The following is a 23869-nucleotide window of genomic DNA, read 5'->3' on the forward strand; positions in this document are numbered from 1 at the left end:
GTCGGCAGGGTGGTGGCGCCGACCGCGCCGAGGGCGGCCGCGGCCACCATCCCGAACTTGGCGATGTTCCTGGCGATACAACCTGACATGGGTGCCGGCGGGGGAGCAGTCCGCGGGCCGCACCCGACCGGTGTCGGTGACGGTGACCGCCCCCGTACCGGCGGCCGCCAGGACGGCGGCGATCGCGGCGCCGACCCGGCCGGCCCCGCGCACCTCGACCCGGTGGTCGGCCCGGCGGCCGAGGACGGCGGGGGCGGCGCCGGGGGCGGAGTGCACCAGGGAGAGCGAAGCGAGGTCCGGGCCGAGTAGCTCCCGGTGCGGCTGCGGGAAGCGGGCCAGGGCACGGCCCGCCGCCTCGGCGTCGTCGAGCAGCCCGGTCCGCTCCAGCTCGTCCAGCAGCGCGCCGGTCGGCTCGCGCCCGAGGCCGGCCCGCTCGCCGGCGGCCAGCAGCGCGGGCCGGTCCCGCGTCCCGTCGAGCAGGCCGAGGAAGTCGCAGCGGGCCCGGTCCGCGCGTTCGACCACCCCGGCGTACTGGCGGACGGTGCCGAACTGCAGGGTCTCGGAGTCCCGCCAGCTGCGGGAGAGGGCGGGCTTCAGCAGGAGGCGCACGGTGGATTTCCTTCCGATCGTTTCCGGACGGCCGGGGCCAGCCTGCCCGATCGGCGCGGATCCGTGCCCGGCGTTGTCCACAGGCACGAGCACATGATCGAATGATCCGTTCGCATGCCCTGTGGATAACCTGCCGGCCGGTACGGAGTCGCATTCCGGACACCCGCCGTCGGCCTTTCGTTCCCGATCACTCCACGAAAGATTTCGGCCATGGCAGCGGACTTCTGTCAGCGGTACCGGGTAACGTCGTGTGCCATGGCAGCCGAACGGGACTCCCATCCCCCGGCGTCGCGTCGGCGTGCCCGTGCAGCCTCCGGGTCCCAGGTCGCGACGCCGAGCACGCGCGGGCGCCCGGACCAACAGCCCGGATCGGCGCCCGCGCAGCCCCCCGCGCCGTCGGAGAAACACGTCGAGCTGCCCTTCGACCGCTCCCGGGTGGAGGTCCGCCGCAGTGCCCGGCGCAGCCGCACCGTCTCGGCCTACCGCGAGGGCGACCGCACGGTCGTGCTGATCCCGGCCCGGATGTCGCACGCCGAGGAACAGCGCTGGGTCGCGCAGATGCTGGAGAAGCTGGCCGCCCAGGAGAGCCGCCGGGTGCTCGGCGACGACGCGCTGGCGGTCCGGGCGCGCGAGCTGTCCGCCGCCTACCTGGGCAATCGCGCCCAGCCGGTCCAGGTCCGCTGGGTCACCAACCAGAACTCGCGCTGGGGTTCCTGCACCCCCAGCGAGCGGACCATCCGGCTCTCGCACCGGCTGCAGGGCATGCCGGAGTACGTCGTCGACTACGTGCTGCTGCACGAGCTCGCCCACCTGCTGGTGCCGGACCACGGCGCCTCGTTCTGGGCCCTGCTGGAGGCGTACCCGCGGACGGAGCGGGCGCGCGGCTATCTGGAGGGCGTCGCCTCGGCGGCCCGGCTGCCGCACATCCCGGGCGCCCGGCACGCGGGTCCGCCGGAGGCCGAGCCGGCCGGATCCTGCGGCTGACCGGAGCGCCGCACCCCTGGCGGGCGCGGGCGGCGGGCGACGCGGGGCGGACGGGCGCGGGTCAGCGGCGGACGGGCGCACGACAGAGGGGGCGCGGGCCACAGCGGCCCGCGCCCCCTCAGGTCTGTCGCGCCTCAGCCGGTGAGCTGCCGGGCGCGCGCCACCAGGTCGCGCACCGAGTGGTCGGTCAGCTCGGGCAGCTCGTCGAAGCCGAACCAGCGCAGGTCCAGCGACTCCTCGCTGATCAGCGCCTCGGCGCCGGGCGGGGCCACCGCGATGTACTGGACGTCCAGGTGGGTGTTCTCCGGCCGGTCCTTGCCGGTGCAGCGGACCTGGTGCCGGTCGAGCTTGGCCGGTACCGGTACGCCGTCGGCGGCCAGCAGCACGAGGTCCGGGATGCCCGACTCCTCGGTGGCCTCGCGCAGCGCGGCGGAGGCCAGGTCGCGGTCGCCCGGCTCGCAGTGGCCGCCCATCTGCAGCCAGAGGCCGACCTTGGGGTGCAGGGTCAGCAGCACCCGCCCGGCGGCCGGGTCCACCACGGCCGCGCTGGCGGTGATGTGGGCGGGCAGGCAGGAGCGGAACAGGCCCTCGGGCTGCTCGGCCAGGTGGTCCAGGTAGTCGAGGCGCAGCCGCTCCTGGTCCGGGCCGGCCGGACGCCAGCCGCTCAGGGTGCGGACCGCGTCCGCGTGCAGGGCGGACGCGCCCGTCTCGGTGAGCGTCATGCGGTGGGCTCGCCCTTCCCGTCCTCGCCGTCGTCCTTCTTCTCCAGGTCGGGTTTGGCGGACTCCGAAGGCTTCGAGGGCTCCGAGGACTTCGACGGCCCGCCCGCGGCGGCCTCGCCGAGCAGCCTGTCGATCGCGTCGAAGTCCAGGCCGCCCTCGGTGTCGCCGGCGGTGTCCCGGTGCACGAAGGCGTCCGGGTCGTCCAGGTCGGCGGCGGTGGGGAGCATGTCGGGGTGCTGCCAGAGGTCGTCGCGGCCCTCGATGCCCCGGGCGTCGGCGAGCAGCGCCCAGAGCCGGGCGGCGTCGCGCAGCCGGCGCGGGCGCAGCTCCAGGCCGACCAGGGTGGCGAAGGTCTGCTCGGCGGGTCCGCCGGCCGCACGGCGGCGGCGGACGGTCTCGCGCAGCGCGCCGGCCTGCGGCAGGTGCGGTTCGGCGGCGGTGTGCACCACGGCGTCGACCCAGCCCTCGACCAGCGCGAGCGCCGTCTCCAGACGGGCGAGCGCGGCCTTCTGCTCAGGGGTGTCCTCGGGCTGGAGCAGTCCGCCGGCCAGGGCCTCCTGGAGCGCCTCGGGGTTGCTCGGGTCGAGCTGGCCGGCGAGCTCCTCCATCCGGGAGGTGTCGACCTTGATGCCGCGCGCATAGGCCTCGACGGCGCCGAACAGGTGGGCGCGCAGCCACGGCACGTGGGCGAAGAGGCGCTGGTGGGCGGCCTCGCGCAGGGCGAGGTAGAGCCGGACCTCGTCGGCGGGCACGTTCAGGCCCTCGCCGAACTCGGCGATGTTCTGCGGCAGCAGCGCGGCCTTCCCGGCGGGGGCCAGCGGCAGGCCGACGTCGGTCGAGCCGACCACCTCGGCGGCGAGCGCGCCGAGCGCCTGGCCGATCTGGCTGCCGAACATGGCGCCGCCCATCGAGCGCATCATGCCCATCAGCGGGCCCGCCATGGCCTGCATCTCCTCGGGCAGGACGCCGCCCATGGCCGTGCCCACCCGCTCGGCGACCGGGTCCACGAGGTCCTTCCAGACCGGCAGGGTGGCCTCGATCCACTCGGCCCGGCTCCAGGCGACGGCGGTGCCGGCCCCGGAGGGGAACTCGGTGGCGCCGTCCAGCCAGAGGTCGGCGAGCCGGACGGCCTCGGCGACGGCGGAGCGCTCGGAAGCGCTGACCGACCGGTCCTTGGACTTGCCCTCGACGGGCTCGGCGACGACGGTCTGGCGGGCGATGTCCTTGGCGAGGTCCCAGTTCACCGGGCCGCCCTCGAACGAGAGCATCTGGCCGAGCTGCTGGAAGGCGGCGCCGAGGTCGTTGGGGTTGAGGCCGCCGAACATCGCGGCGAAGGGGTTGTCGCCCCCGCCGGGCCCGCTCGGGGTGCCGGGAGCGCCGGGAGCGCCGGGCATCCCCATGCCGAAGAGCGCGCCGAAGGGGTTCCCGCCGAAGCCGAACGGCTGGGGGCCGCCCTGCTCGCCGCCCTGGTCCTTCTTCTTCTGCTCGTCGCCGGGCTTGCCCTTGCCGTCCTCGGGCTTGCCGTCCTCGGGCTCCTCTGGCGGAACGCCGAATCCGAAGGGAAGGTCGCTCACGGGGTCCTCGATCCGGTCGGCCGTCATGCGGGGTGGTGGCGGAATTTCGGCCCGCCCGGGGCGGTCCGCGGAGTGGGGGACTCGCGTTCGGCGGGCGGCTCCCGCACGGCTGGTCCGCGCCGGGTGCACCGCCGGGCCTTCGCCTCGGGCAGGATGGACGTACGTGACACACGTACGTACGCACATAAGCTAACCGTGGAGGATGGCCGGTGAGTTCCCCGCCTTCGGACGTTCGCTCTGGGCTGACCGGAGGAGAGGACGCCCCGGACATCACGGCGTCGCCGCCTCCAGCCTACGGCGGAAGGCCACTGACCGTGGCCGTCACCGGCGCCGCCGGTGTGCTCGGCGAGCGCGTCGCCGCCCGCCTGGTCGCCTCGCCGGGGGTGAGGAAGGTGCTCGCCGTCGACGACCGGCGGGGCGAGGTGCCGGGCGTGCAGTGGCGCGTCCTGGACGTCCGCGACCCGGCGGTGGCCGAGCGGCTGGCCGGTGTGGACGTGGTCGTCCACCTGGCGATGGACCTCGGGATGGAGTCCGATCCGCGCGCCCGCAGCGCCTACAACGTGCGCGGCGCGCAGACCGTGCTGACCGCCGCCGCGGCGGCCGGGGTGCACCGGGTGGTGCTGTGCACCTCCGCGATGGTCTACGGCGCGCTCGCCGACAACGAGGTGCCGCTGGCCGAGGACTCCGAGCTGCGGGCCACCGAGGAGGCCTCGCTGGTCGGCGACCTGCTGGAGATCGAGCGGCTGGCCCGGCGGGCCCCGCGGGCCCACCCGGGGCTGCAGGTGACCGTGCTGCGTCCGGCCGTGGTGGTCGGGCCCGGCGTCGACACCGTGCTGACCCGGCACTTCGAGGCGCCCCGGCTGCTGGTGGTGGCGGGCTCCCGGCCGTGCTGGCAGTTCTGCCACGTGGACGACCTGGCGGCGGCGCTGGAGTACGCGGCGCTCGGGCTGGTCGAGGGCGAGGTCACGGTCGGCTGCGACGGCTGGCTGGAGCAGGAGGACGTGGAGCGGCTGTCGGGCATCCGGCGGATGGAGCTGCCGGCCTCGCTCGCGCTGGGCACCGCGGCCCGGCTGCACCGGCTCGGGCTGACCCCGGCCCCGGCCGGGGACCTCGCGTACACGATGTACCCCTGGGTGGTGTCCGGCAGCCGGCTGCACGAGGCGGGCTGGCGTCCGACCTACAGCAACGAGCAGGTGCTGGCGGAGCTGCTGGCGCAGGTCTCCGGGAAGCACGCGGTGGCCGGGCGGCGGCTCGGCGGCAAGGAGGCCGCCACCAGCCTGGGCGCGGCCGGGGCGACGGTGGCGCTGGTCGGTACGGCCGCGCTGGTCCGGCGGGCGCGCAAGCGGCGCCGCTTCTGACCCTTCGACGGCCGCGGCGGGCGGGGCCCGCCACCGGTGCCCACCGCGGTCGGCCTGCCTCGATTCTCACGATGCGAAATTTCCCAATCGTGATACGGAACCCCCTTGCCCGAAGTCACCCGCGATGGGGAATCATGGGGGTATGGCCGACAACCACGACCCCATCCGCCTGCTCGCCGTCCGCGACACCCCCCTCTCGCTCGACGAGGTCTACGAGGCGGTCGGCGACGACGCCGCCGGCGGTACGACCGTCTTCGTCGGGACGGTCCGGGACCACGACGGCGGGAAGTCGGTCGCCGCGCTGGAGTACAGCTGCCACCCCTCGGCCGAGCAGGAGATGCGCCGGATCGCCGAGAAGGTCGTCGCGGAGTTCCCGGTCCGGGCGCTCGCCGCGGTGCACCGGATCGGCCGGCTGGAGATCACCGACAAGGCCGTGATCGTCGCCGTCTCCTGCGCCCACCGGGGCGAGGCGTTCGCCGCCGCCCGCCGGCTGATCGACGAGCTCAAGCACGAGGTGCCGATCTGGAAGCACCAGGTGTTCGCCGACGGCGAGGAGGAGTGGGTCGGCGCCGGCGGCTGCTGACCCACCCGGACACCGCCGACGCGCAGGCGCGCCGGGCCTTCACCCGAACGGGTCCGGGCCGGCGCCCCGGATACTCCCTGGCAGTGAGCCGATCGGCCGTGCCGTAACCCGGACGGCGCCACCCGCGTTCTCCGGCGGGGTGGTTAGTCTGCTCATAGACACGACGAGCTGGGAGTACTGATATGGCTGCGCTCGCCTGGTTGATCATTCCTGTCATCGCCGCACTGTTCGCCGCCGTGTGGGCGGGCTGGGCCCAGCGGTCCCCCAGAGCCACCGGTGACCCCGCCTCCCTCGCCGAGCACCGGCGCTTCATGGCCGCCATGGAACGCACCACCGCCGCCCCCGGCCCGGGCGAGGACCCCGGCCGGTAGCCCGGCGGGCGTGGCGTCGGGCGCGTCCCGTACTGTCGAGGCATGCCACGCCGCTCTGCGACGATGCTCGCCGCCACCCTGCTGCTCATAGCGCTGCTCTGCGCGTCGGTGATGATGAAGGTGCCGTACACGGAGATGAGCCCGGGGCCGACGTACAACACGCTCGGGGTGCAGGAGAAGACGGGCACGCCGGTGATCACCGTCACCGGCCACGAGTCCTACCCGGTGAGCGGCCACCTCAACATGACCACCGTCCAGGTCACCGGTGCCAAGTACGAGCCCAGCCTGGTCAACGCGGTGGTCGGGTGGCTCCGGGACGACGTGCTGGTGGTACCGCACGACAACGTCTACCCGAAGGGCCAGACGGACGCCGACGCCAAGCGGCAGAACGCCGAGGAGTTCGCGCTCTCCGAGGACCACGCGCGGACGGCGGCGCTGACCCAGCTCGGCATCCCGGTCGGTAACGAGCTGATCGTCCAGTCGGTCACGGCCGGCGCCCCGGCCGAGGGCAAGCTGCACGCCGGGGACCGGATCATCGCGGTCGACGGCACCCCGGTCACCGACGCGGACAGCGTGGCGAAGGCCGTCACCAAGCACCAGCCCGGCGAGACGGCCGTCTTCACCGTGGTGCCGATGGTCAAGGACGCGAGCAAGGCGGACCCGGCGGCGGCCCGGACCGACATCGCCGTCCCGACCGTGAAGTCCCCCGACACCGGTGCAGCCATGGTCGGCATCCGGCCCGGCGTCCGGCACACCTACCCGTTCCAGATCGACATCGGCCTCCAGGACGTCGGCGGGCCGAGCGCGGGCCTGATGTTCTCGCTGGGCATCATCGACAAGCTGACGCCGGAGGACCTCACCGGCGGCAGGTTCGTCGCGGGGACGGGCACCATCGACGACGCCGGCGCGGTCGGGCCGATCGGCGGGATATCGATGAAGCTGATCGCGGCCCGGGACGCCGGCGCCCAGTACTTCTTCACCCCGGCCGCCAACTGCGCCGAGGCCGGCAAGAACACCCCGTCCGGACTGACCCTGATCAGGACCGAGACGCTGGACGGCGCGCTGAAGTCGCTGGAGCAGGTGCGCAGCGGGCAGACCGCCGCGCTGCCCTCCTGCGCCACCGGCTGACCGGCCGGACGCCGCGGGCCCCGGACGATCCCGTCCGGGGCCCGCGGCGTACCGGTCGTGGCCTAGGAGAAGGTGGCGAGCAGCGCCGCGGTCAGGCCGGGGACGAGGTCGGGGCCGGTCAGCACCTCGCGGGCGACGTCCTTGGAGCGCAGCCGCAGGGCGATCTCCCGCTTGCCGTCGCGCAGCACGGCGGCGGTGATCCGCACTTCCTCGCGGTCGGGGTGGTTGGCCACCCAGTCGGCGAGCTGGGCGTCGCTGGCGTTGCGCGGGCGGGACTGCTCGGCGCCCGGCGGCAGCATCAGCCGCTCGACCACCAGGGCGCAGCCGACCACGGCGTCGGGCCAGGCGATGGTGCCCAGGAACTTGTCCAGCTCCATGCCTTCGGGCAGTTCGTCCTGCTCGATCGGGGTGAGGCCGGCCTCCGGGCTGTCGGAGAGGCCGAGCTTCTTGGCGATCCCGGGATCGGCCTTGAGCAGGGCCGCGCTGTCCACCAGGGCGAACAGCCGGGCCGGGAGGTCCCAGCCGAGGGTGGCGGCGTACTCGTCGATCTCCAGCGCGGCCCGGGTCAGCGGGGTCGCGGCCGGGAGCTTGGAGACGTCGTCGGGGGAATTGGAGACATCGGACATGCCTCAATCCTCACACGCCGGGCGGTCCGGGCGGTGCCACAGGTCCGGCGGGGGCGGGCGCGGCGCCCACGGGGCGGAGCCGCGGGGCCGCCCGGGAGCGCCCGGGCCGCGGCGGAGTCCGGTGGCGCGTCCGGTGGCCGGACGGCCGGACGGCTGCGGCCGGGGAACGCCGGAGTAACCGTCTGCTAACGGTGGGAACTCGGCTAAAGCCTGGTTAAGTTGCACTGACGACCGCTCGATTCCAGACGACACAGCTGAGGTGCCCCGTGGTATTCCAGATGCCGGAACGCTCAGGGCCGGGATTCCGGCGCAGGGTAGGCCCGCCCTCCCGGCGGGCGCGGGTACTCCTGCTCACCCTGGGCGTACTCGCGGTGCTCTTCCTGCTGTTCGTCATGTTCGCCGGGTTCTGGACGGACTGGCTCTGGTTCAAGTCGGTCCACTACTCCTCGGTGTTCACCACCCAGCTCTGGACGAAGGTCGGCCTGTTCGCCGTCTTCGGCCTGTTGATGGCGCTGGTCGTGGGCGCCAACATCTGGCTGGCGCACCGGCTCCGGCCGCCGCTGTCGGCGATGTCGGTGGAGCAGCAGAGCCTGGACCGCTACCGGGCCGGCCTGGCGCCGTTCAAGCGCTGGGCGCTGATCGGGATCTCGCTGGTGATCGGCCTGGTGGCCGGCGCCGCCGCCTCGGGCCAGTGGCGGACCTGGCTGCTGTGGACCAACGGGACGTCCTTCGGCGTCAAGGACCAGCAGTTCGGCATGGACGTCTCGTTCTACGCCTTCGAGCTGCCGTTCTACGAGTTCCTGCTCGGCTTCGCGTTCAGCGCGGTGATCGTCTCGCTGCTGACCTCGGCGCTGGTGCACTACCTGTACGGGGGCCTGCGGCTGCAGGGGCCGGGCCGCCGGGCCAGTGCCGGCGCGCAGGGCCACCTCGCGGTGCTGCTCGGCGTGTTCGTGCTGCTGAAGGCGGTGGCGTACTGGCTGGACCGGTACGCGCTGGCGGTGAAGACCGGCTCGTACAAGAGCGTCACCGGCTGGACCGGCCTGCGCTACGTGGACGCCAACGCGTTCCTGCCGGCCAAGACCATCCTGTTCTTCGTCGCGATCATCTGCGCGGTGCTGTTCTTCCTGACCCCGATCCGCCGCACCTGGGCACCGGCCCTGATCGGCCTCGGGCTGATGGTGCTCTCGGCGGTGCTGATCGGCGGGGTGTACCCGGCGATCGTGCAGCAGTTCCAGGTCAAGCCGAACGAGCAGGCCAAGGAGACGCCGTACATCCAGAAGAACATCGACGCGACGCGGCAGGCGTACGGGATCGCGGACAGCCAGACCACCCAGTACACCCCGCAGGGTTCGACCACGGCCGAGGCGCTCAAGCCCGACGCGCAGACCATCGCGGACATCCGGCTGCTGGATCCGAACGTGGTCTCGCCGACCTTCCAGTCGATCGAGCAGCAGCGCTCGTACTACGCCTTCCCGTCCACGTTGGACGTGGACCGCTACGGCAAGGGCGAGACCGCCCAGGACACCGTGATCGGCCTGCGTGAGCTGGACCTCAACGGCGTGCAGCGCAACTGGATCAACGACCACTTCAAGTACACCCACGGCTACGGCGCGGTGGTGGCCAAGGGCAACCAGGTCAACGACAAGGGCCAGCCGGTCTTCACCGAGTCGGGCCTGCCGGCCACCGGTTCGCTGGGCGACTACCAGCAGCGGGTCTACTACGGCGAGAAGACCGGCACGTACTCGATCGTCGGCGGTGCCAACCAGGAGATCGACTACACCACCGACTCCGGTGAGAACAAGCAGTACCAGTACACCGGCGGCAGCGGCGTCTCGCTGGACAACCCGATCACCCGGGCCGCGTACGCGGTGAAGTTCGCCGAGCCGCAGATCCTCTACGCGGGGGCGATCACCGACGGCGCGAAGGTCATCTACGACCGGACGCCCAAGGAGCGGGTGGAGAAGGCCGCGCCGTGGCTGTCGATCGACGCCGACCCGTACCCGGTCGTGCAGCCCGGCCCGGACGGCCAGCCCGGGCGGGTGGTCTGGGTGCTCGACGGCTACACCACCTCCGACGGCTACCCGTTCTCGTCCAAGACGACGCTGGGCACGGCCACCAAGGACTCGCTGACCAACCAGCGCGGCGAGCTGCTGACCGCCGCCAACCAGGTCAACTACATCCGCAACTCGGTCAAGGCCACCGTGGACGCGTACACCGGTGAGGTGACGCTCTACCAGTGGGACGAGAACGACCCGGTGCTCAAGACCTGGATGAAGGCGTTCCCGGACACCGTCAAGGCCAAGGCCGACATCCCGGGCACGCTGATGCCGCACCTGCGCTACCCGCAGGACATGTTCAAGGTGCAGCGCGACCTGCTCGGCCAGTACCACGTGACGGACGCCAACTCGTTCTTCAACGGCAGCGACATCTGGCAGATCCCGGTCGACCCGACCAGCGACACCAAGCAGCCGCAGCCGCCGTACTACCTGACGGTGCGGATGCCGGACCCGGCGGTCACCTCCGCCAGCTTCTCGCTGACCAGCACCTTCGTGCCGAGCGGCCGGGAGAACCTGGCGGCCTTCATGGCGGTCAGCGCCGACCCGGGGCCGGACTACGGGAAGATCAGGCTCCTCAAGGTGCCGGGGGACAGCAAGACCCTCGGGCCCAACCTGGTGCAGTCGCAGTTCAACTCCCGCCAGGAAGTGGCCCAGCAGATCACCCTGCTGAAGAGCGGCGGTGACTCCGAGCTGGAGTACGGCAACCTGCTGACCCTGCCGGTCGGCGGCGGCCTGCTCAACGTCGAGCCGGTGTACGTGCGCGGGCGCGGCGCCAAGTACCCGACGCTGCAGAAGGTGCTCGCGGTGTACGGCAACGACAACGTGGCGTTCGAGAACACCCTGGAGGAGGCGCTGAAGAAGGTCTTCGCGGGTGCCGCCCCGGCGACCACGCCGACCGCGCCGACCACCCCGGGGACCCCGAGCACCCCGACGCCCACCCCGACGGCGCCGGCCACCCCGGGCACCGGCGGGGCCACCACCCCGGAGCTGCAGAAGGCCTGGGCGGACGTCGAGAAGGCGTACAACGACAGCCAGAACGCGTTCAAGAGCGGTGACTGGGCGGCCTACGGCCAGGCCCAGAAGGCGCTCGGCGACGCGATCAAGGCGGCCCAGGCGGCGCAGCAGAAGGCCGGCGGCACCCCCGCCGCCACGCCTTCGGCCACCGCGCCGGCCGGGGCCTCGCCGAGCCCCTCGGCGGGCGCGAGCCCCTGAGCTGGGAGAACCGATTCCTGTTCCACCCCGCGACCGTGCTATGGTTTCACTACCGACGCGGGGTGGAGCAGCTCGGTAGCTCGCTGGGCTCATAACCCAGAGGTCGCAGGTTCAAATCCTGTCCCCGCTACTCAGTAGCCGAGAGGCCCGGAGGATCATCCTCCGGGCCTCTCGCGTTTCCCGCCGAGGGTGGTGTGGGCCCCTCCGGTAGGATCGATCGTCGCCACCGACGCCGGCATGGGGGTTTGTGGACCCGAGTGTCGGGAAATCGACAAAGCGCCGAAGCAATTTCGTCGGCTTCGGTTCCGCGCCGCCGAATTCGGCCGGGGCAGGTGTACGCGGGTTGCGGGTGATGCGACGATGGGACACATGGGGGACGTTGCGCGGCTGTTGACCGGCCGTCGGCTCCAGCGCGCCCCATGGGGACCCCTTCGGCCGGAGGCCGGCAGCGGGTCCGTCCGGCCGCGGGCCGGGGGAGGATGCCGCGACACTCTGGGGGAGCGGGAGTCGGCATGAGGCTGATCGGCAAGAACGGGCCAGGAGCCAAGTCCGCGGCGACCACCGAGGCGGACACCGAGGGCTGGGCCGATAGCTCCGAGAACTCCGAGGACCGGCCCGGCGCCCTGCCCGCCCAGCGCACCGGCGGACTGACGGACCGCCGGCCGGTCGACGGCTACGGCCCCGACAGCCTGGTGCACGTCTCCGCCAGCCAGTTCACCGCCGCCATCGGCCCCTACGGCGCCGCCACCGAGGACGAGGAGGGCGGCGAGGAGGGGCGCGAGCGGGCCGGATTCGACTCCGCCAGCTTCGAGACCGCCCTGGCCGCCCGGGAGCAGGCCGCCCTGGAGGCCCGGCACCGCCAGGCAGCCGACGACGGGGACGCGGACGCCGCCGGCCGGCTCGGCACCCTGCTGCTGCGCCGCGGGGACCTGGAGGACGCCGAGCCGTACCTGCGCGGCGCCGCCGCGGCCGGGCTGCGCTCGGCCGCCAACAACCTCGGCGTGCTGCTGCACCAGCAGGGCCACCGCTCGGAGGCGGCCCAGTGGTGGCGTCAGGCCGCGGTGGCCGGCAGCGCGCCCGCCGCGCACGCGCTCGGGCTCCAACTGCGGGACCAGGGCGAGGAGGAGGCCGCCGAGTACTGGCTGCACTTCGCCGCCGACCACGGGCACCCGCTCGGCGCCTACGCGTTGGGCGACCTGATGGAGCACCGGCGCGACGTGCGCGCCGAGCGCTGGTTCAAGGTCTCCGCCGACGCCGGGCACCGCGAGGCCGCCTACCGGCTGGCCCGGATGCGCGAGGCCGCGGGGGACAAGGAGACCGCCGAGACCTGGTACCGCACCGCCGCCGCCCGCAGCCACGCCCGCGCCGCGCTGCGGCTCGGGGTGCTGCTGGAGGAGCGCTCCCGGGCCGACCGCGGCCTGCTGGACGAGGCGGCCCGCTGGTACCGGCAGTCGGCGCAGAACGGCGAGCCGCGGGCGGCCTGCGCGCTGGGCTTCCTGCTGCGCGACTCCGGGGACCTCACCGCCGCCGCCGAGTGGTGGCAGGAGGCGGCCGAGGCGGGCGACGGCAACGCCGCCAACGCCCTGGGCGCGCTGCACGCCTCGCGCGGCGAGGCGGCCGAGGCCGAGCGCTGGTACCGCAGCGCACTGGACGCCGGCGACCAGAACGGCGCCTTCAACCTCGGACTGCTCTGCGCCGGGGCCGGCCGCGACCAGCAGGCCGAGCAGTGGTACCGCCGCGCCGCGTACGCCGGGCACCGCGAGGCGTGCAACGCGCTGGCCGTGGTGCTGCTCCAGCGCGGCGACGAGTCGGGCGCCGAGCCCTGGTTCTCCAAGGCCGCCGAGGCCGGCAGCGTGGACGGCGCCTTCAACCTGGGCGTGCTGCACGCCGGGCGCGGGGACCACCGGCAGGCGCAGGAGTGGTACGCGCGCGCCGCCGCCGAGGGCCACGGCGAGGCGGCCCTCCAGCTGGCGGTGGCCCAGGAGCAGCGCGGCAACCTGGCGGGGGCGCTGGAGCGCTACCGGCAGGCGGCGGCCGGCGGGTCGGCCGAGGGCGCGTTCCGGCTGGCCTCGGTGCTGGACCGGCGCGGCGACGCGGACGACGAGGCCGAGCACTGGTACGCGGTCGCGGCCGACGCCGGCCACCGCCGGGCGCAGGTCCGGATGGGCGTGCGGGCCGCCGAGCGCGGGGCGCTGGAGATCGCCGAGAGCTGGTACCGGCGGGCGGCCGGGGCGGGCAGCCGCAGTGCGGCCTTCAACCTGGGCCTGCTGCTGGCCCGGCAGGACTGCGAGGCCGAGGCGATGCTCTGGTACACCAGGGCCGCCGACGCCGGGCACGGCCGGGCGGCGCTGCGGCTGGCCCTGCTGGCGCTGCGCCGCGGCGAGCCGGTGCAGGCGGAGAACTGGTGCCGGCGCGCGGCCGACTACGGCCCCGCCGAGGTCGCCGAGCGGGCCGGCCGGCTGCTCGGCGCGCTGCACGCGGAGTTGAGCGCGTAGCGCTCGCTCAGCCGCGGTCCGCGCAGTCCGGACAGAGGCCCCGGTAGGTGATCTCGGCTCCGGAGAGGACGAAGCCGAACCGCTCGCCCCGCGGGAGGCCGGCCAGCGGGTCGCCCTGCGGGTGGACGTCGCGGATGGCGCCGCAGCCCGAGCAGACCAGGTGCTGGTGCGGCCGGTGCGCGTTGGGGTCGTACCGCTTGGCCCGCCCGTCGGTGGCGACCTCCAGCACCTCGCCGAGGCAGACCAGCTCGCCGAGCGTGTTGTAGACCGTCGCGCGGCTGATCTCGGGCAGGCGCTCCACGGCGCGCGAGTGCACCTCGTCGGCCGTGAGGTGGACGTGGTCCCCGTCGAGGACCTCGGCCACGACCCGGCGCTGCGAGGTCAGCCGCCACCCACGTCCGCGAAGTCGTTCCAGCAGGTCGCTCATGCGTACAGGATAGGTGAGCTCTCACTTTGGTTCCAGTATTGACTTGGACAAAGTCCAAGTTAGGATCGAGTTGTTGTCACGACCGGACCACGCGGAGGCACCCCCTTATGAGCACCCAGGACGAGCTGCGCCCCACCCTCACCACGGAGGCGGGTGCCCCCGTCGCCGACAACCAGAACACCGAGACCGCCGGCGTCGGCGGCCCGGCGCTCATCCAGGACCAGCAACTCTTCGAGAAGCTGGCGCACTTCAACCGGGAGCGGATCCCGGAGCGGGTGGTGCACGCCCGCGGCGCGGCGGCCTACGGCACCTTCACGGTGACCGCCGACGTCACCGCGTACACCCGGGCCCGCTTCCTCTCCGAGGTGGGCAAGGAGACCGAGACCTTCCTCCGGTTCTCCACCGTGGCCGGCAACCTCGGCTCCGCCGACGCCGTCCGCGACCCGCGCGGCTTCGCGCTGAAGTTCTACACCGAGGACGGCAACTACGACCTCGTCGGCAACAACACCCCGGTGTTCTTCATCAAGGACGCCACCAAGTTCCCGGACTTCATCCACACCCAGAAGCGGGACCCGTACACCGGCTCGCAGGAGGCGGACAACGTCTGGGACTTCTGGGGGCTGTCGCCCGAGGCGACCCACCAGGTGACCTGGCTCTTCGGCGACCGCGGCATCCCGGCCAGCTACCGCCACCTCGACGGCTTCGGCTCGCACACGTACCAGTGGCAGAACGAGGCCGGCGAGTACTTCTGGGTCAAGTACCACTTCAAGACCGACCAGGGCATCAAGAACCTGACGGCGCAGGAGGCGGCCAGGCTCGCGGGCGAGGACCCGGACAGCCACCAGCGCGACCTGCGCGAGTCCATCGAGCGCGGCGAGTACCCGAGCTGGACGGTCAGCGTCCAGATCATGCCGGCGGCGGACGCGGCCCACTACCGCTTCAACCCCTTCGACCTGACCAAGGTGTGGCCGCACGCCGACTACCCGCTGGTCGAGTTCGGCAAGCTGGAGCTCAACCGCAACCCCGACAACGTCTTCGCCGAGGTCGAGCAGTCGATCTTCTCGCCGTCGCACTTCGTACCCGGCATCGGCCCGTCCCCGGACAAGATGCTCCAGGGCCGGCTCTTCGCCTACGCGGACGCCCACCGCTACCGCGTCGGCATCAACGCCGACCACCTGCCGGTGAACCGCCCGCACGCCACCGAGGCGCGCACCAACAGCCGGGACGGCTACCTCTACGACGGCCGCCACGGCCGCCGCAAGAACTACGAGCCCAACAGCTTCGGAGGCCCCGTGCAGACCGGCCGCCCGCTCTGGGCCGCGACGGCGGTCACCGGCGCGACCGGCACCCACGAGGCGCCCTCGCACGCCGAGGACGACGACTTCGTGCAGGCGGGGAACCTGTACCGGCTGATGGGCGAGGAGGAGAAGCAGCGGCTGATCGCCAACCTGGCCGGCTTCATCGCCAAGGTCTCGGCCGACCGCGAGGACATCGTCGAGCGGGCGGTCGAGAACTTCCGCCAGGCCGACGCCGACTACGGCCGCCGGCTGGAGACGGCGGTCCGGGAGCTGCGCAAGCAGCGGTAGCGGTACCCCGATGAGCCGCGGGCCTGGCGACCGGATGACCGGTCGCCGGGCCCGCACCCATGCGCGTTCCGGGTCAGACGCTCAGGCGGCGCAGGGCCTCCGCGTGCAGCAGGCCGTTGCTGGCCACGGCGTCGGCACCGCCCGGGCCGGGCACGCCGTCCAGACCGGTGAACCGGCCGCCGGCCTCCTCGACGATGACGGCGTTCGCGGCCATGTCCCACAGCGACAGCTCGGGTTCGGCGGCGATGTCGACCGCGCCCTCGGCGACCATCATGTAGGACCAGAAGTCCCCGTAGGCGCGGGTGCGCCAGCAGGCCCGGGTGAGGTCCAGGAAGGGGTCGAGCCGGCCGCGCTCCTCCCAGCCGGAGAGCGAGGAGTAGGAGAACGAGGCGTCCTCCAGACGGGAGACGCCGGAGACGTGGATCCGGGCGGCCTTGGTCAGGCTGCGGCCGGCGAAGGCACCGAGGTCCTTGGCCGCCCACCAGCGGCGGTTCAGCGCGGGGGCGGAGACGATGCCGACCACCGGGCGCTCCACGCCGTCCGGGCCGTCCTCCAGCAGCGCGATCAGGGTGGCCCAGACCGGCACGCCGCGGATGTAGTTCTTGGTGCCGTCGATCGGGTCGATCACCCAGCGGCGGGGCCCGGTGCCCTGCAGGCCGAACTCCTCGCCGAGCACCGCGTCGCGCGGGCGGGCGCGCTGGAGCACGCTGCGCACCAGCTCCTCGGCGGCCTTGTCGGCGTCGCTGACCGGGGTGAGGTCGGGCTTGGTCTCGACCTTCAGGTCGAGGGCGCGGAAGCGCTCCAGGGTGACCGAGTCGGCCGAGTCGGCGAGGACGTGGGCGAGTCGGAGATCGTCGTGGTAATCGGCCATGGTCGAAACCCTAGCGAGCCCACCCGGATCGGCCCAGTCGGGCTCGCGGAGCGGACGGCAGCAGCCCCGGCCCCGCCCCGAGCCGAAGGGGCGCGCCGGTGCCGACATCCCGGAGCCCCCGCCACCCGAGCCGCGTGGCCCCCCGGCGCCGGCCTTCGGTAGCCCCCGCCCCCACCGATCCCCCCCGAGCCGGGTGGCCCCCCGGCGCCGGCCTTCGGTAGCCCCCGCCCCCACCGAACCCGCTCCGAGCCGAGTGGCCCCCCGGCGCCGGCCTTCGGTAGCCCCCGCCCCCACCGAACCCGCCCCGAGCCGAAGGGGCGCGCCGGTGCCGAAAGGGAGAAGCGAGGACGCCCCGAGGAACGAGGGGCGTTGGAGCGCCGACCGTCGGCACCGGATCGAGCGCCCCGGAGGCGAGCGGGCGACAGAACAGCTCAGTGCGCCGTGCCGCTGAGTTGGAGGCCGATCACGCCGGCGATGACCAGGGAGATCGAGACCAGCTTGAGCACCGACGTGGTCTCGTCCAGGAAGAGCATGCCGTAGATCGCGGTGCCGGCCGCGCCGATGCCGGTCCAGACCGCGTACGCCGGACCGACCGGCAGGCTCTTGAGGGAGAGGGTGAGCAGGCCGAAGCTGCTGAGGGCGAAGACGCAGAAGCTGATGGTGGGCCAGAGCTTGGTGAAGCCTTCGCTGAGCTTGAGGTTGATCGCGAAGCCGGTCTCCAGGAGGCCGGCCAGGATCACCAGGGCCCATGCCATCGCGTGCTCTCCCTGTCGATCGACGGGCCGGGCCGTGATCCGGCCCGACTTTCCTATGATCACCAGGCTGGCCCGCTCCGACACCTCGAACGCGGCGAAAACGGCCGGGGCCGCGCCGTCAGTCGCCCTCGCGGGTCTCCTTGCTCGCCAGCAGACGGCGCAACGAGTACAGCCGGGCCTGCTCCGCGTGGCCGTCCGCGACCCAGGCGTCCAGTGCGCAGTCCGGTTCGTCGTGGCTGCACGCGCGCGGGCAGTCGACGGTGCCGGGCTCCAGGTCGGGGAAGGCGTGGATGACCCGGGACGGGTCGATGTGCGAGAGGCCGAACGAGCGGAACCCCGGGGTGTCGATCACCCAGCCCGGGTCGAGCGCCTTCTTCGAGCCCGGCTTGGCGCCCGGGGGCGGCGGCAGCCGCAGCGCCAGCGCCGACACGGTGGTGTGCCGACCGCGACCGGTCACCGCGTTGACCACCCCGGTGGTCCGCTGGTGGAGCGGTACCAGGGCGTTGACCAGGGTGGTCTTGCCGACGCCGGAGTGGCCGATGAACACCGTCGAGCGGCCGCGCAGGTGCGCCCGGACGGCCTCGGCGCCCTCGGTGGCCAGCTCGTCCCGCCGGGTCACCACGTAGTTGATGCCGAGCGGGGCGTAGGACTCCAGCAGCGGCTCGGCCGGGGCCAGGTCGGACTTGGTGAGCACCAGCAGCGGCTCCATGCCGGCGTCGTACGCGGCCACCAGGCAGCGGTCGATCAGCCGGGGCCGGGGCTCCGGGTCGGCCAGCGCGGTGACGATGGCCAGCTGCTGGGCGTTGGCGACGACGATCCGCTCGAACGGGTCGTCGTCGTCCGCGGTCCGGCGCAGCACCGAGGTGCGCTCCTCGACCCGGACGATCCGGGCCAGGGTGTCGGCGTCCCCCGAGAGGTCGCCGACGATGTTGACGATGTCGCCGACGACGACGCCCTTGCGGCCCAGCTCACGGGCCTTCATGGCGACGATCTCGCGCTCCTGCTTCGTTCCGACGTCCAGCAGGCAGGTCAGCCGGCCGCGGTCGACGGTGAGCACCATCGCCTCGGCCGCGTCGTCGTGCTTGGGCCGGATCCGGGTCCGCGGCCGGGAGCCCCGGCGGGCGGGGCGGTTGCGGATGTCGTCCTCGTCGGCGTCCTTGCCGTAGCGGCGCATGTGCCCAGTCTCCCGCTCAGCCGCCCACCACTGCTCCGCCGAGCAACTCGTCCCACATCCTCGGGAAGTCCGGCAAGGTCTTGGCGGTGGTGGCCACGTTCTCCACCTGGACCCCCTCGACGGCCAGCCCGATCACCGCGGCCGCGGTGGCCAGGCGGTGGTCCTCGTAGGTGTGGAACACGCCGCCGCGCAGCGCGCGCGGGCGGATCCGCAGGCCGTCCTCGGTCTCGGTGACGTCGCCGCCGAGGTCGTTGATCTCCTTGGCCAGCGCGGCCAGCCGGTCCGTCTCGTGCATCCGCAGGTGCGCGATGCCGTACAGGTGGGACTCGGAGTCGGCGAGCGCGGCGACGGCGGCGATCACCGGGGTGAGCTCGCCGACGTCGTGCAGGTCCGCCTCGATGCCGTGGATCCGGCCGGTGCCGGTGAACTGCAGGCCCTCGTCGGTGAACTCGCAGACGCCGCCCATCCGGGTGTAGATGTCGCGCAGCTGGTCGCCGGGCTGGGTGGTGTGCTTCGGCCAGTCGCGGACGGTCACCCGGCCGCCGGTGACCAGGGCGGCGGCGAAGAACGGCGCCGCGTTGGAGAGGTCCGGCTCGACCACCATGTCGCGGCCGAGCAGGGCGCCGGGGGTGACCCGCCAGACGTCCTTCTCGCCGCCGTCCTCCGGGGCGTCCACCTGGGCGCCGGCCAGCCGCAGCATCTCGACCGTCATCCGGATGTGCGGCAGCGAGGGGACCGGCCCGCCGACGTGGCGGACCTCGACGCCCTGGTTGTACCGGGCGCCGGAGAGCAGCAGGGCGGAGACGAACTGCGAGGAGGAGGAGGCGTCCAGCTCCACCACGCCGCCGTCCAGCGCGCCGGTGCCGTGCACGGTGAGCGGGAAGGCGCCGCGGCCGCCGTCGTCGATCCGGGCGCCGAGCGCGCGCAGGGCGTTGATCACGCCGTGCTGGGGGCGCTCGTAGCTGCGCGGGTCGCCGTCGAAGTGCACCGGGCCGTCGGCGAGGACGGCGAGCGGGGGGAGGAAGCGCATGACCGTGCCGGCGTTGCCGACGTCCACGGAGGCCGGGCCGCGCAGTGCGGGGGCCGGGATGACCCGCCAGGCCTCCCCGCCGCCGAGGCCGCCGGAGTCGTTGTTGACCTGCTCCTCGATGCCGACCCCGAGCGCCCGCAGGCCGTCGGCCATCAGCTGGGAGTCGCGGCTGCGCAGCGGGCGCCGCACCCAGCCGGGTTCGGTGGAGAGGGCGGCCAGCACCAGAGCCCGGTTGGTGACCGACTTGGAGCCGGGGATGGTGACGGTGGCGTCAACGGGGGTGGTCGCGACGGGGGCGGGCCACAGGGTCTCGGTCATGGGGCAAGTTTAGGGGCCGTACGGGAACTGTCCGCTCCGCGGCCGGATGGCGGGACGGGCCGGTCGGCGGGGCACCGTCGGCCCCGCGGCTCACAGCGGGGACAGCAGCCAGCTCGCGCCGAGACCCAGGCAGGCCAGCGCGGTGACCAGGAAGAGGAACACCCAGGCGAGCCCGGGAACGCCGGTGAGCCGGGCGAGCTGGTCGGCGTCGGAGTCCCCGCCCTGGCCGCGCCGGCGCTGGTGCTGCAGCTCCAGGACCGGGCGGACGGCGCCGAGCAGCAGGAACCAGCTGCCGAGGCAGGCGAAGCCGGCCTGGACGTCGGTGCTGCCGAACCAGGAGACCAGGAAGAAGGCGGCGCCGGCGAGCAGCACGGTGAGGAAGCCGAAGGCGTTGCGGATCCGGACCAGCAGGGCCAGCAGCAGGGCTATCGCGAGCCAGAGCAGCAGGGTGATCCGGTCGGCCGCGAGCAGTGCGGCGCAGCCGAGGCCGAGCAGGGCGGGGGCGCAGTAGCCGGCGGCGGCGGTGAGCACCATGCCCGGCCCGGTGGGGCGGCCGTAGGAGAGGGTGAGGCCGGAGGTGTCCGAGTGCAGCCGGATGCCCGCGAGCTTGCGGCGGGTGGCCAGGGCGGCCAGGCCGTGTCCGCCCTCGTGGGCGATGGTGATCGCGTTGCGGGCGAACCGCCAGAGCGGGCGGGCCGCCACCAGGAGCAGGGCGGCGGCGCCGGTGGCCAGGGTGAGCCAGCCCGGCGGGGCGGGCTGGGTGCCGGTGACGCGGTCCCACACCTCGCCGATGCTCTGTGCGTCCATGCCCGCTCCCGTTCTCGTCCGGCCCGGTCCGGGGCGGCCGCGGTCGGCCGGCCCGGGTGGCAGCCTCCCATGCGGGGACGGCCGGGCGGGAGGCCGCGGTTCGCACTTCGGGATGAGGAAGTGCTGAGAGCGGCGGTCGTGGCAAGCTGACGGCATGTGCGGTCGCTTCGCCTCCAGCCTCCGGCCCGAGGACCTCGTCGAGCTCTTCGGCGTCCAGCAGTGGGACCCGGTCGAGACGCTGGCACCCAGTTGGAACGTCGCGCCGACCGAGCGCGCCTTCGTGGTGCTGGAACGGCAGCGCAGGGGGGAGCCGGCCCCGGTCCGGCAGTTGCGGGTGCTGCGCTGGGGCCTGGTGCCGCAGTGGGCGAAGTCGCCCGAGACCGCGGTGAAGATGATCAACGCCCGCTCGGACACGGTGCACGAGAAGCCCTCGTACCGGCAGGCCCTCGCCTCCCGGCGGTGCATCCTGCCGGTCGACGGCTACTACGAGTGGCAGACCCTGCCGGGCGAGCGCGGCAAGCCCCGGAAGAAGCCGTTCTTCGTCTCCCGGGCCGACGGCGGCCCGCTGGCGCTGGCCGGGCTGTACGAGTTCTGGCGCGACCGGGCGGTGCCCGCGGACCACCCGGAGGCCTGGCTGGTGACCTTCACCGTCGTCACCACCGAGGCGGAGGAGCTGCTGGCCCCGATCCACGAGCGGATGCCGCTCTTCCTGGACCGGGAGTCCTACGACGACTGGCTGGACCCGGGGCTGGTGGACCCGGACGCGATACGCCCGCTGCTGGTCCCGCCGCCGCCCGGCGCGCTGCTGGCCACGCCGGTCTCGCCGGCGGTCGGCAGCATCCGCAACAACGGTCCCGAGCTGACCCGGCCGTGGGTCGAGGCCGAGCACGAGACCACCCTCTTCTGACTTCTGAGCACCGCTTCCCGCCGGCGCGCCCCGTCGGCACCGCTCTCCGAGCACTGGAGTCCACGCCGTGACGCAGGAACTCGTCCCCACCCCCGCCGGGGACGCCCGGATCAGTTACCACCCGGCGGCCGCGCCGAAGGCGCTGCTGGCGCTCGGCCACGGCGCCGGTGGCGGGATCGGCGCGCGCGACCTGGTGGCGCTGGCCGCGGCGCTGCCGCCGCGCGGGATCACGGTGGCACTGGTCGAGCAGCCCTGGCGGGTGGCCGGGAAGCGGCTGGGGCCGGCGCCCAGGACGCTGGACACCGGGTGGACGCCGGTCGCCGAGCGCCTCGCCGGGCAGGGGGTGCCGCTGGTCGTCGGCGGGCGCAGCGCCGGGGCCCGGGTGGCCTGCCGGACGGGCGCCGCCACCGGCGCGGCCGGGGTGGTGGCGCTGGCGTTCCCGCTGCACCCGCCGGGCAAGCCGGAGAAGAGCCGGGCCGGGGAGCTGCTGGAGTCGGGGCTGCCGACGCTGGTGGTGCAGAGCGTGGCGGATCCGTTCGGCGGGCCGGCCGAGTTCCCGGCGCTGCCGGCCGGGCACCGGATGGTGCCGGTGCCCTACGGCAGCCACGGCTTCGAGGTGCCGAAGCGGGCGCCCACCGGGCAGGACGAGGTGCTGGAGCTGATCACCGGGGCGGTCGGCGACTGGGTGCTCGGGCTGCTCTGAGCCGCCCGGGAACGCACGGTCGCGAACCGCTCACCCGGGCGGGTGAAAACCTGCCGGGGGCCGGGAATGCGGGCGCCCTCGGCGTGGTTGACACCCTCGTCAGCTTGAGTCCCGGACGGAAGGCAGCACAGATGGGTTCGATCGCGTGCCCCGAGCGGCCGGAGGAGCGCGAGGCCGCCGCGGCCTTCACCCCCTCCTGGTCGGAGTGGATTGCCGCGGGCGAGAAGCCCGTCAGCCCGATATCCTCCATTTCGGGGCGGCCCGCTGTGGGCGGCCATGCCGAGGAGGTGGGTCCGGTCGTCGGGACCGAGCACGAGGCCGAGCCGGGCCGGGGCCCGGAGGAGAGCCTGCCCGCGGGCGAGGCGCTCACCGGTGAGGAGCTGGCCGAGGCGATCGGTGAGGACACCTTCCGGGTGTCCGCGGCGGAGAGCGAGGCGGCCCGGCGGGAGCGCTTCGAGCGCGACGCCCTGGGCTACCTGGATCCGATGTACTCCGCCGCGCTGCGGATGACCCGCAATCCGGCCGATGCGGAGGACCTCCTCCAGGAGGCGTTCGCGAAGGCGTACGCGTCGTTCCACCAGTTCCGCGAGGGCACCAACCTCAAGGCCTGGCTGTACCGCATCCTCACCAACACGTTCATCAACTCGTACCGCAAGAAGCAGCGGGAGCCCCAGCGGACCGCCGCCGAGGAGATCGAGGACTGGCAGCTGGCCCGGGCCGAGTCGCACATGTCGACGGGTCTGCGCTCGGCCGAGACCCAGGCGCTCGACCACCTCCCGGACAGCGATGTGAAGGACGCCCTCCAGGCCATCCCGGAGGAGTTCCGCATCGCCGTCTACCTCGCGGACGTCGAGGGCTTTGCGTACAAGGAGATCGCGGACATCATGGGTACTCCCATCGGTACGGTGATGTCCCGGCTGCACCGCGGCCGCCGTCAGCTGCGCGGCATGCTGGAGGACTACGCCCGTGAGCGCGGGCTGGTCCCGGCCGGCAGCGGGGCAGGGCAGGAAGCGAAGGGCTCGGGCTCATGAGCTGCGGCGATCCGCACGACACCGAGTGTGGCGAGGTCCTCGACCACCTCTACGAATTCCTCGACAACGAGATGGCCGAGGGCGACTACGACAAGTTGCGGGTGCACTTCGAGGAGTGCTCACCGTGCCTGGAGAAGTACGGCCTGGAGCAGGCCATCAAGGCGCTGATCAAGCGGTGCTGCGGCTGCGACGACACCCCGGCCGACCTGCGGGGCAAGGTGCTGGCCAGGATCGACTCGATCCGGGCCGGGCAGCGCTCCGGCGAGGCGGTGGTGGTCGCCGTGGACGCCGCGGCCGAGGCGCATGGCGACAGCGAGCAGGGCCGGCCGCCCGCGAAGGCCTCCGCCGAGGCGGCGGCCAGGCCCGGTACGCCGGTCGAGGCGGGCGCTCCGGCGGAGTGAGCGCGCCGCCGTCCCACGGCGGGCCGTCCACCCGAGGACCAGGCGACCCCCGGAGCGTGCGCTCCGGGGGTCGCTCCGTCTCTGCCTGCGGGCGCCCTCACTCGTTCGAGTGAGTTGGTGGTGCGCCAACTGCGGCATTC

At 73.6% G+C, this 23869-nt stretch carries 21 protein-coding genes, 1 tRNA gene and 1 pseudogene; 13 read left to right on the plus strand and 10 right to left on the minus strand.

All coding sequences use genetic code 11. The features are described 5' to 3' along the window. A pseudogene (locus ABT263_RS23780) lies at positions 1 to 609 on the minus strand (ThiF family adenylyltransferase); the annotation flags it as partial. Positions 610 to 1023: 414 nt separating this feature from the next. On the opposite strand from ABT263_RS23780, the gene ABT263_RS23785 reads away from it, so the two are divergent. Continuing rightward, entirely contained in the window at positions 1024 to 1593 is a 570-nt protein-coding gene (locus ABT263_RS23785) for a M48 metallopeptidase family protein (RefSeq protein ID WP_329492238.1), read from the plus strand. A gap of 134 nt (positions 1594 to 1727) precedes the next feature. On the opposite strand, the gene ABT263_RS23790 is transcribed toward ABT263_RS23785, so the two are convergent. Together ABT263_RS23790 and ABT263_RS23795 are read right to left on the minus strand one after the other, a co-directional pair. Then, entirely contained in the window at positions 1728 to 2315 is a 588-nt protein-coding gene (locus ABT263_RS23790; RefSeq protein WP_352293057.1) for an NUDIX hydrolase, read from the minus strand. After that, a complete protein-coding gene (locus ABT263_RS23795) occupies positions 2312 to 3889 on the minus strand; it encodes a zinc-dependent metalloprotease (protein ID WP_352293059.1) in 1578 nt (525 codons plus the stop codon). The genes ABT263_RS23790 and ABT263_RS23795 overlap by 4 nt, the downstream gene beginning before the upstream one ends. Before the next feature lie 209 nt (positions 3890 to 4098). Here ABT263_RS23795 and ABT263_RS23800 point away from each other — a divergent pair, with 209 nt between their 5' ends. The 4 genes from ABT263_RS23800 (at position 4099) to ABT263_RS23815 (ending at position 7329) form a co-directional block, all read left to right on the plus strand. Beyond that, complete coding sequence (locus tag ABT263_RS23800; RefSeq protein ID WP_380388081.1) at positions 4099 to 5247, plus strand: NAD-dependent epimerase/dehydratase family protein; 1149 nt, start codon at positions 4099 to 4101, stop codon at positions 5245 to 5247. 142 nt (positions 5248 to 5389) lie between these two features. Continuing rightward, positions 5390 to 5830 carry a molybdenum cofactor biosynthesis protein MoaE gene (locus tag ABT263_RS23805; RefSeq protein WP_352293061.1) on the plus strand — a complete coding sequence of 147 codons (441 nt, stop codon included), beginning with the start codon at positions 5390 to 5392 and terminating at the stop codon, positions 5828 to 5830. A gap of 182 nt (positions 5831 to 6012) precedes the next feature. Continuing rightward, positions 6013 to 6201 (plus strand): hypothetical protein, encoded by a 189-nt coding sequence (locus tag ABT263_RS23810; protein ID WP_329489514.1) that lies wholly within the window; start codon positions 6013 to 6015, stop codon positions 6199 to 6201. A gap of 42 nt (positions 6202 to 6243) precedes the next feature. Continuing rightward, positions 6244 to 7329 carry a YlbL family protein gene (locus ABT263_RS23815; protein WP_352293063.1) on the plus strand — a complete coding sequence of 362 codons (1086 nt, stop codon included), beginning with the start codon at positions 6244 to 6246 and terminating at the stop codon, positions 7327 to 7329. 62 nt (positions 7330 to 7391) lie between these two features. On the opposite strand, the gene ABT263_RS23820 is transcribed toward ABT263_RS23815, so the two are convergent. Beyond that, on the minus strand, positions 7392 to 7955 hold the full coding sequence (locus tag ABT263_RS23820; protein WP_352293065.1) for a PPA1309 family protein: 564 nt from the start codon (positions 7953 to 7955) through the stop codon (positions 7392 to 7394). 278 nt (positions 7956 to 8233) lie between these two features. On the opposite strand from ABT263_RS23820, the gene ABT263_RS23825 reads away from it, so the two are divergent. From ABT263_RS23825 to ABT263_RS23835, 3 genes are all read left to right on the plus strand, one after another. Further along, positions 8234 to 11224, plus strand: coding sequence for a UPF0182 family membrane protein (locus ABT263_RS23825; protein WP_352293068.1), 2991 nt, complete (start codon positions 8234 to 8236; stop codon positions 11222 to 11224). Positions 11225 to 11280: 56 nt separating this feature from the next. Further along, positions 11281 to 11354, plus strand: a tRNA-Met gene (locus ABT263_RS23830). A gap of 382 nt (positions 11355 to 11736) precedes the next feature. Next, positions 11737 to 13719, plus strand: coding sequence for a tetratricopeptide repeat protein (locus ABT263_RS23835; protein ID WP_352293070.1), 1983 nt, complete (start codon positions 11737 to 11739; stop codon positions 13717 to 13719). Positions 13720 to 13726: 7 nt separating this feature from the next. Here ABT263_RS23835 and ABT263_RS23840 read toward each other — a convergent pair whose 3' ends face one another. Further along, the gene (locus ABT263_RS23840) at positions 13727 to 14146 is read right to left on the minus strand and encodes a Fur family transcriptional regulator (RefSeq protein ID WP_352293072.1); all 420 of its coding nucleotides are present in this window, start codon (positions 14144 to 14146) and stop codon (positions 13727 to 13729) included. Positions 14147 to 14253: 107 nt separating this feature from the next. Here ABT263_RS23840 and ABT263_RS23845 point away from each other — a divergent pair, with 107 nt between their 5' ends. Continuing rightward, entirely contained in the window at positions 14254 to 15732 is a 1479-nt protein-coding gene (locus tag ABT263_RS23845) for a catalase (RefSeq protein WP_352293074.1), read from the plus strand. Between the two features lie 73 nt (positions 15733 to 15805). Here ABT263_RS23845 and hisN read toward each other — a convergent pair whose 3' ends face one another. The 5 genes from hisN to ABT263_RS23870 form a co-directional block, all read right to left on the minus strand. Beyond that, positions 15806 to 16603, minus strand: coding sequence for a histidinol-phosphatase (gene hisN, locus ABT263_RS23850; protein WP_329489521.1), 798 nt, complete (start codon positions 16601 to 16603; stop codon positions 15806 to 15808). A 431-nt stretch (positions 16604 to 17034) separates the two neighbouring features. Further along, positions 17035 to 17358 (minus strand): DMT family transporter, encoded by a 324-nt coding sequence (locus ABT263_RS23855; RefSeq protein WP_329489522.1) that lies wholly within the window; start codon positions 17356 to 17358, stop codon positions 17035 to 17037. Between the two features lie 118 nt (positions 17359 to 17476). Beyond that, positions 17477 to 18532 carry a ribosome small subunit-dependent GTPase A gene (gene rsgA, locus ABT263_RS23860; RefSeq protein ID WP_329489523.1) on the minus strand — a complete coding sequence of 352 codons (1056 nt, stop codon included), beginning with the start codon at positions 18530 to 18532 and terminating at the stop codon, positions 17477 to 17479. 16 nt (positions 18533 to 18548) lie between these two features. Beyond that, on the minus strand, positions 18549 to 19880 hold the full coding sequence (aroA, locus tag ABT263_RS23865; protein ID WP_352293076.1) for a 3-phosphoshikimate 1-carboxyvinyltransferase: 1332 nt from the start codon (positions 19878 to 19880) through the stop codon (positions 18549 to 18551). A 90-nt stretch (positions 19881 to 19970) separates the two neighbouring features. Then, positions 19971 to 20687, minus strand: coding sequence for a M50 family metallopeptidase (locus tag ABT263_RS23870; protein ID WP_352293079.1), 717 nt, complete (start codon positions 20685 to 20687; stop codon positions 19971 to 19973). A 154-nt stretch (positions 20688 to 20841) separates the two neighbouring features. Between ABT263_RS23870 and ABT263_RS23875 the strand changes: the two genes are divergently transcribed. From ABT263_RS23875 to rsrA, 4 genes are all read left to right on the plus strand, one after another. Next, positions 20842 to 21594 carry an SOS response-associated peptidase gene (locus tag ABT263_RS23875; protein WP_352293080.1) on the plus strand — a complete coding sequence of 251 codons (753 nt, stop codon included), beginning with the start codon at positions 20842 to 20844 and terminating at the stop codon, positions 21592 to 21594. Positions 21595 to 21661: 67 nt separating this feature from the next. Then, positions 21662 to 22297 (plus strand): alpha/beta hydrolase family protein, encoded by a 636-nt coding sequence (locus tag ABT263_RS23880; RefSeq protein WP_329489527.1) that lies wholly within the window; start codon positions 21662 to 21664, stop codon positions 22295 to 22297. Between the two features lie 287 nt (positions 22298 to 22584). Beyond that, entirely contained in the window at positions 22585 to 23328 is a 744-nt protein-coding gene (locus ABT263_RS23885; RefSeq protein ID WP_380391665.1) for a sigma-70 family RNA polymerase sigma factor, read from the plus strand. Next, a complete protein-coding gene (gene rsrA, locus ABT263_RS23890) occupies positions 23325 to 23729 on the plus strand; it encodes a mycothiol system anti-sigma-R factor (protein ID WP_329489529.1) in 405 nt (134 codons plus the stop codon). Before ABT263_RS23885 ends, rsrA begins: the two co-directional genes overlap by 4 nt. Positions 23730 to 23869: the final 140 nt, after the last annotated feature.

The organism is Kitasatospora sp. NPDC001603 (assembly GCF_040298365.1).
Classification (GTDB): Bacteria; Actinomycetota; Actinomycetes; order Streptomycetales; family Streptomycetaceae; genus Kitasatospora.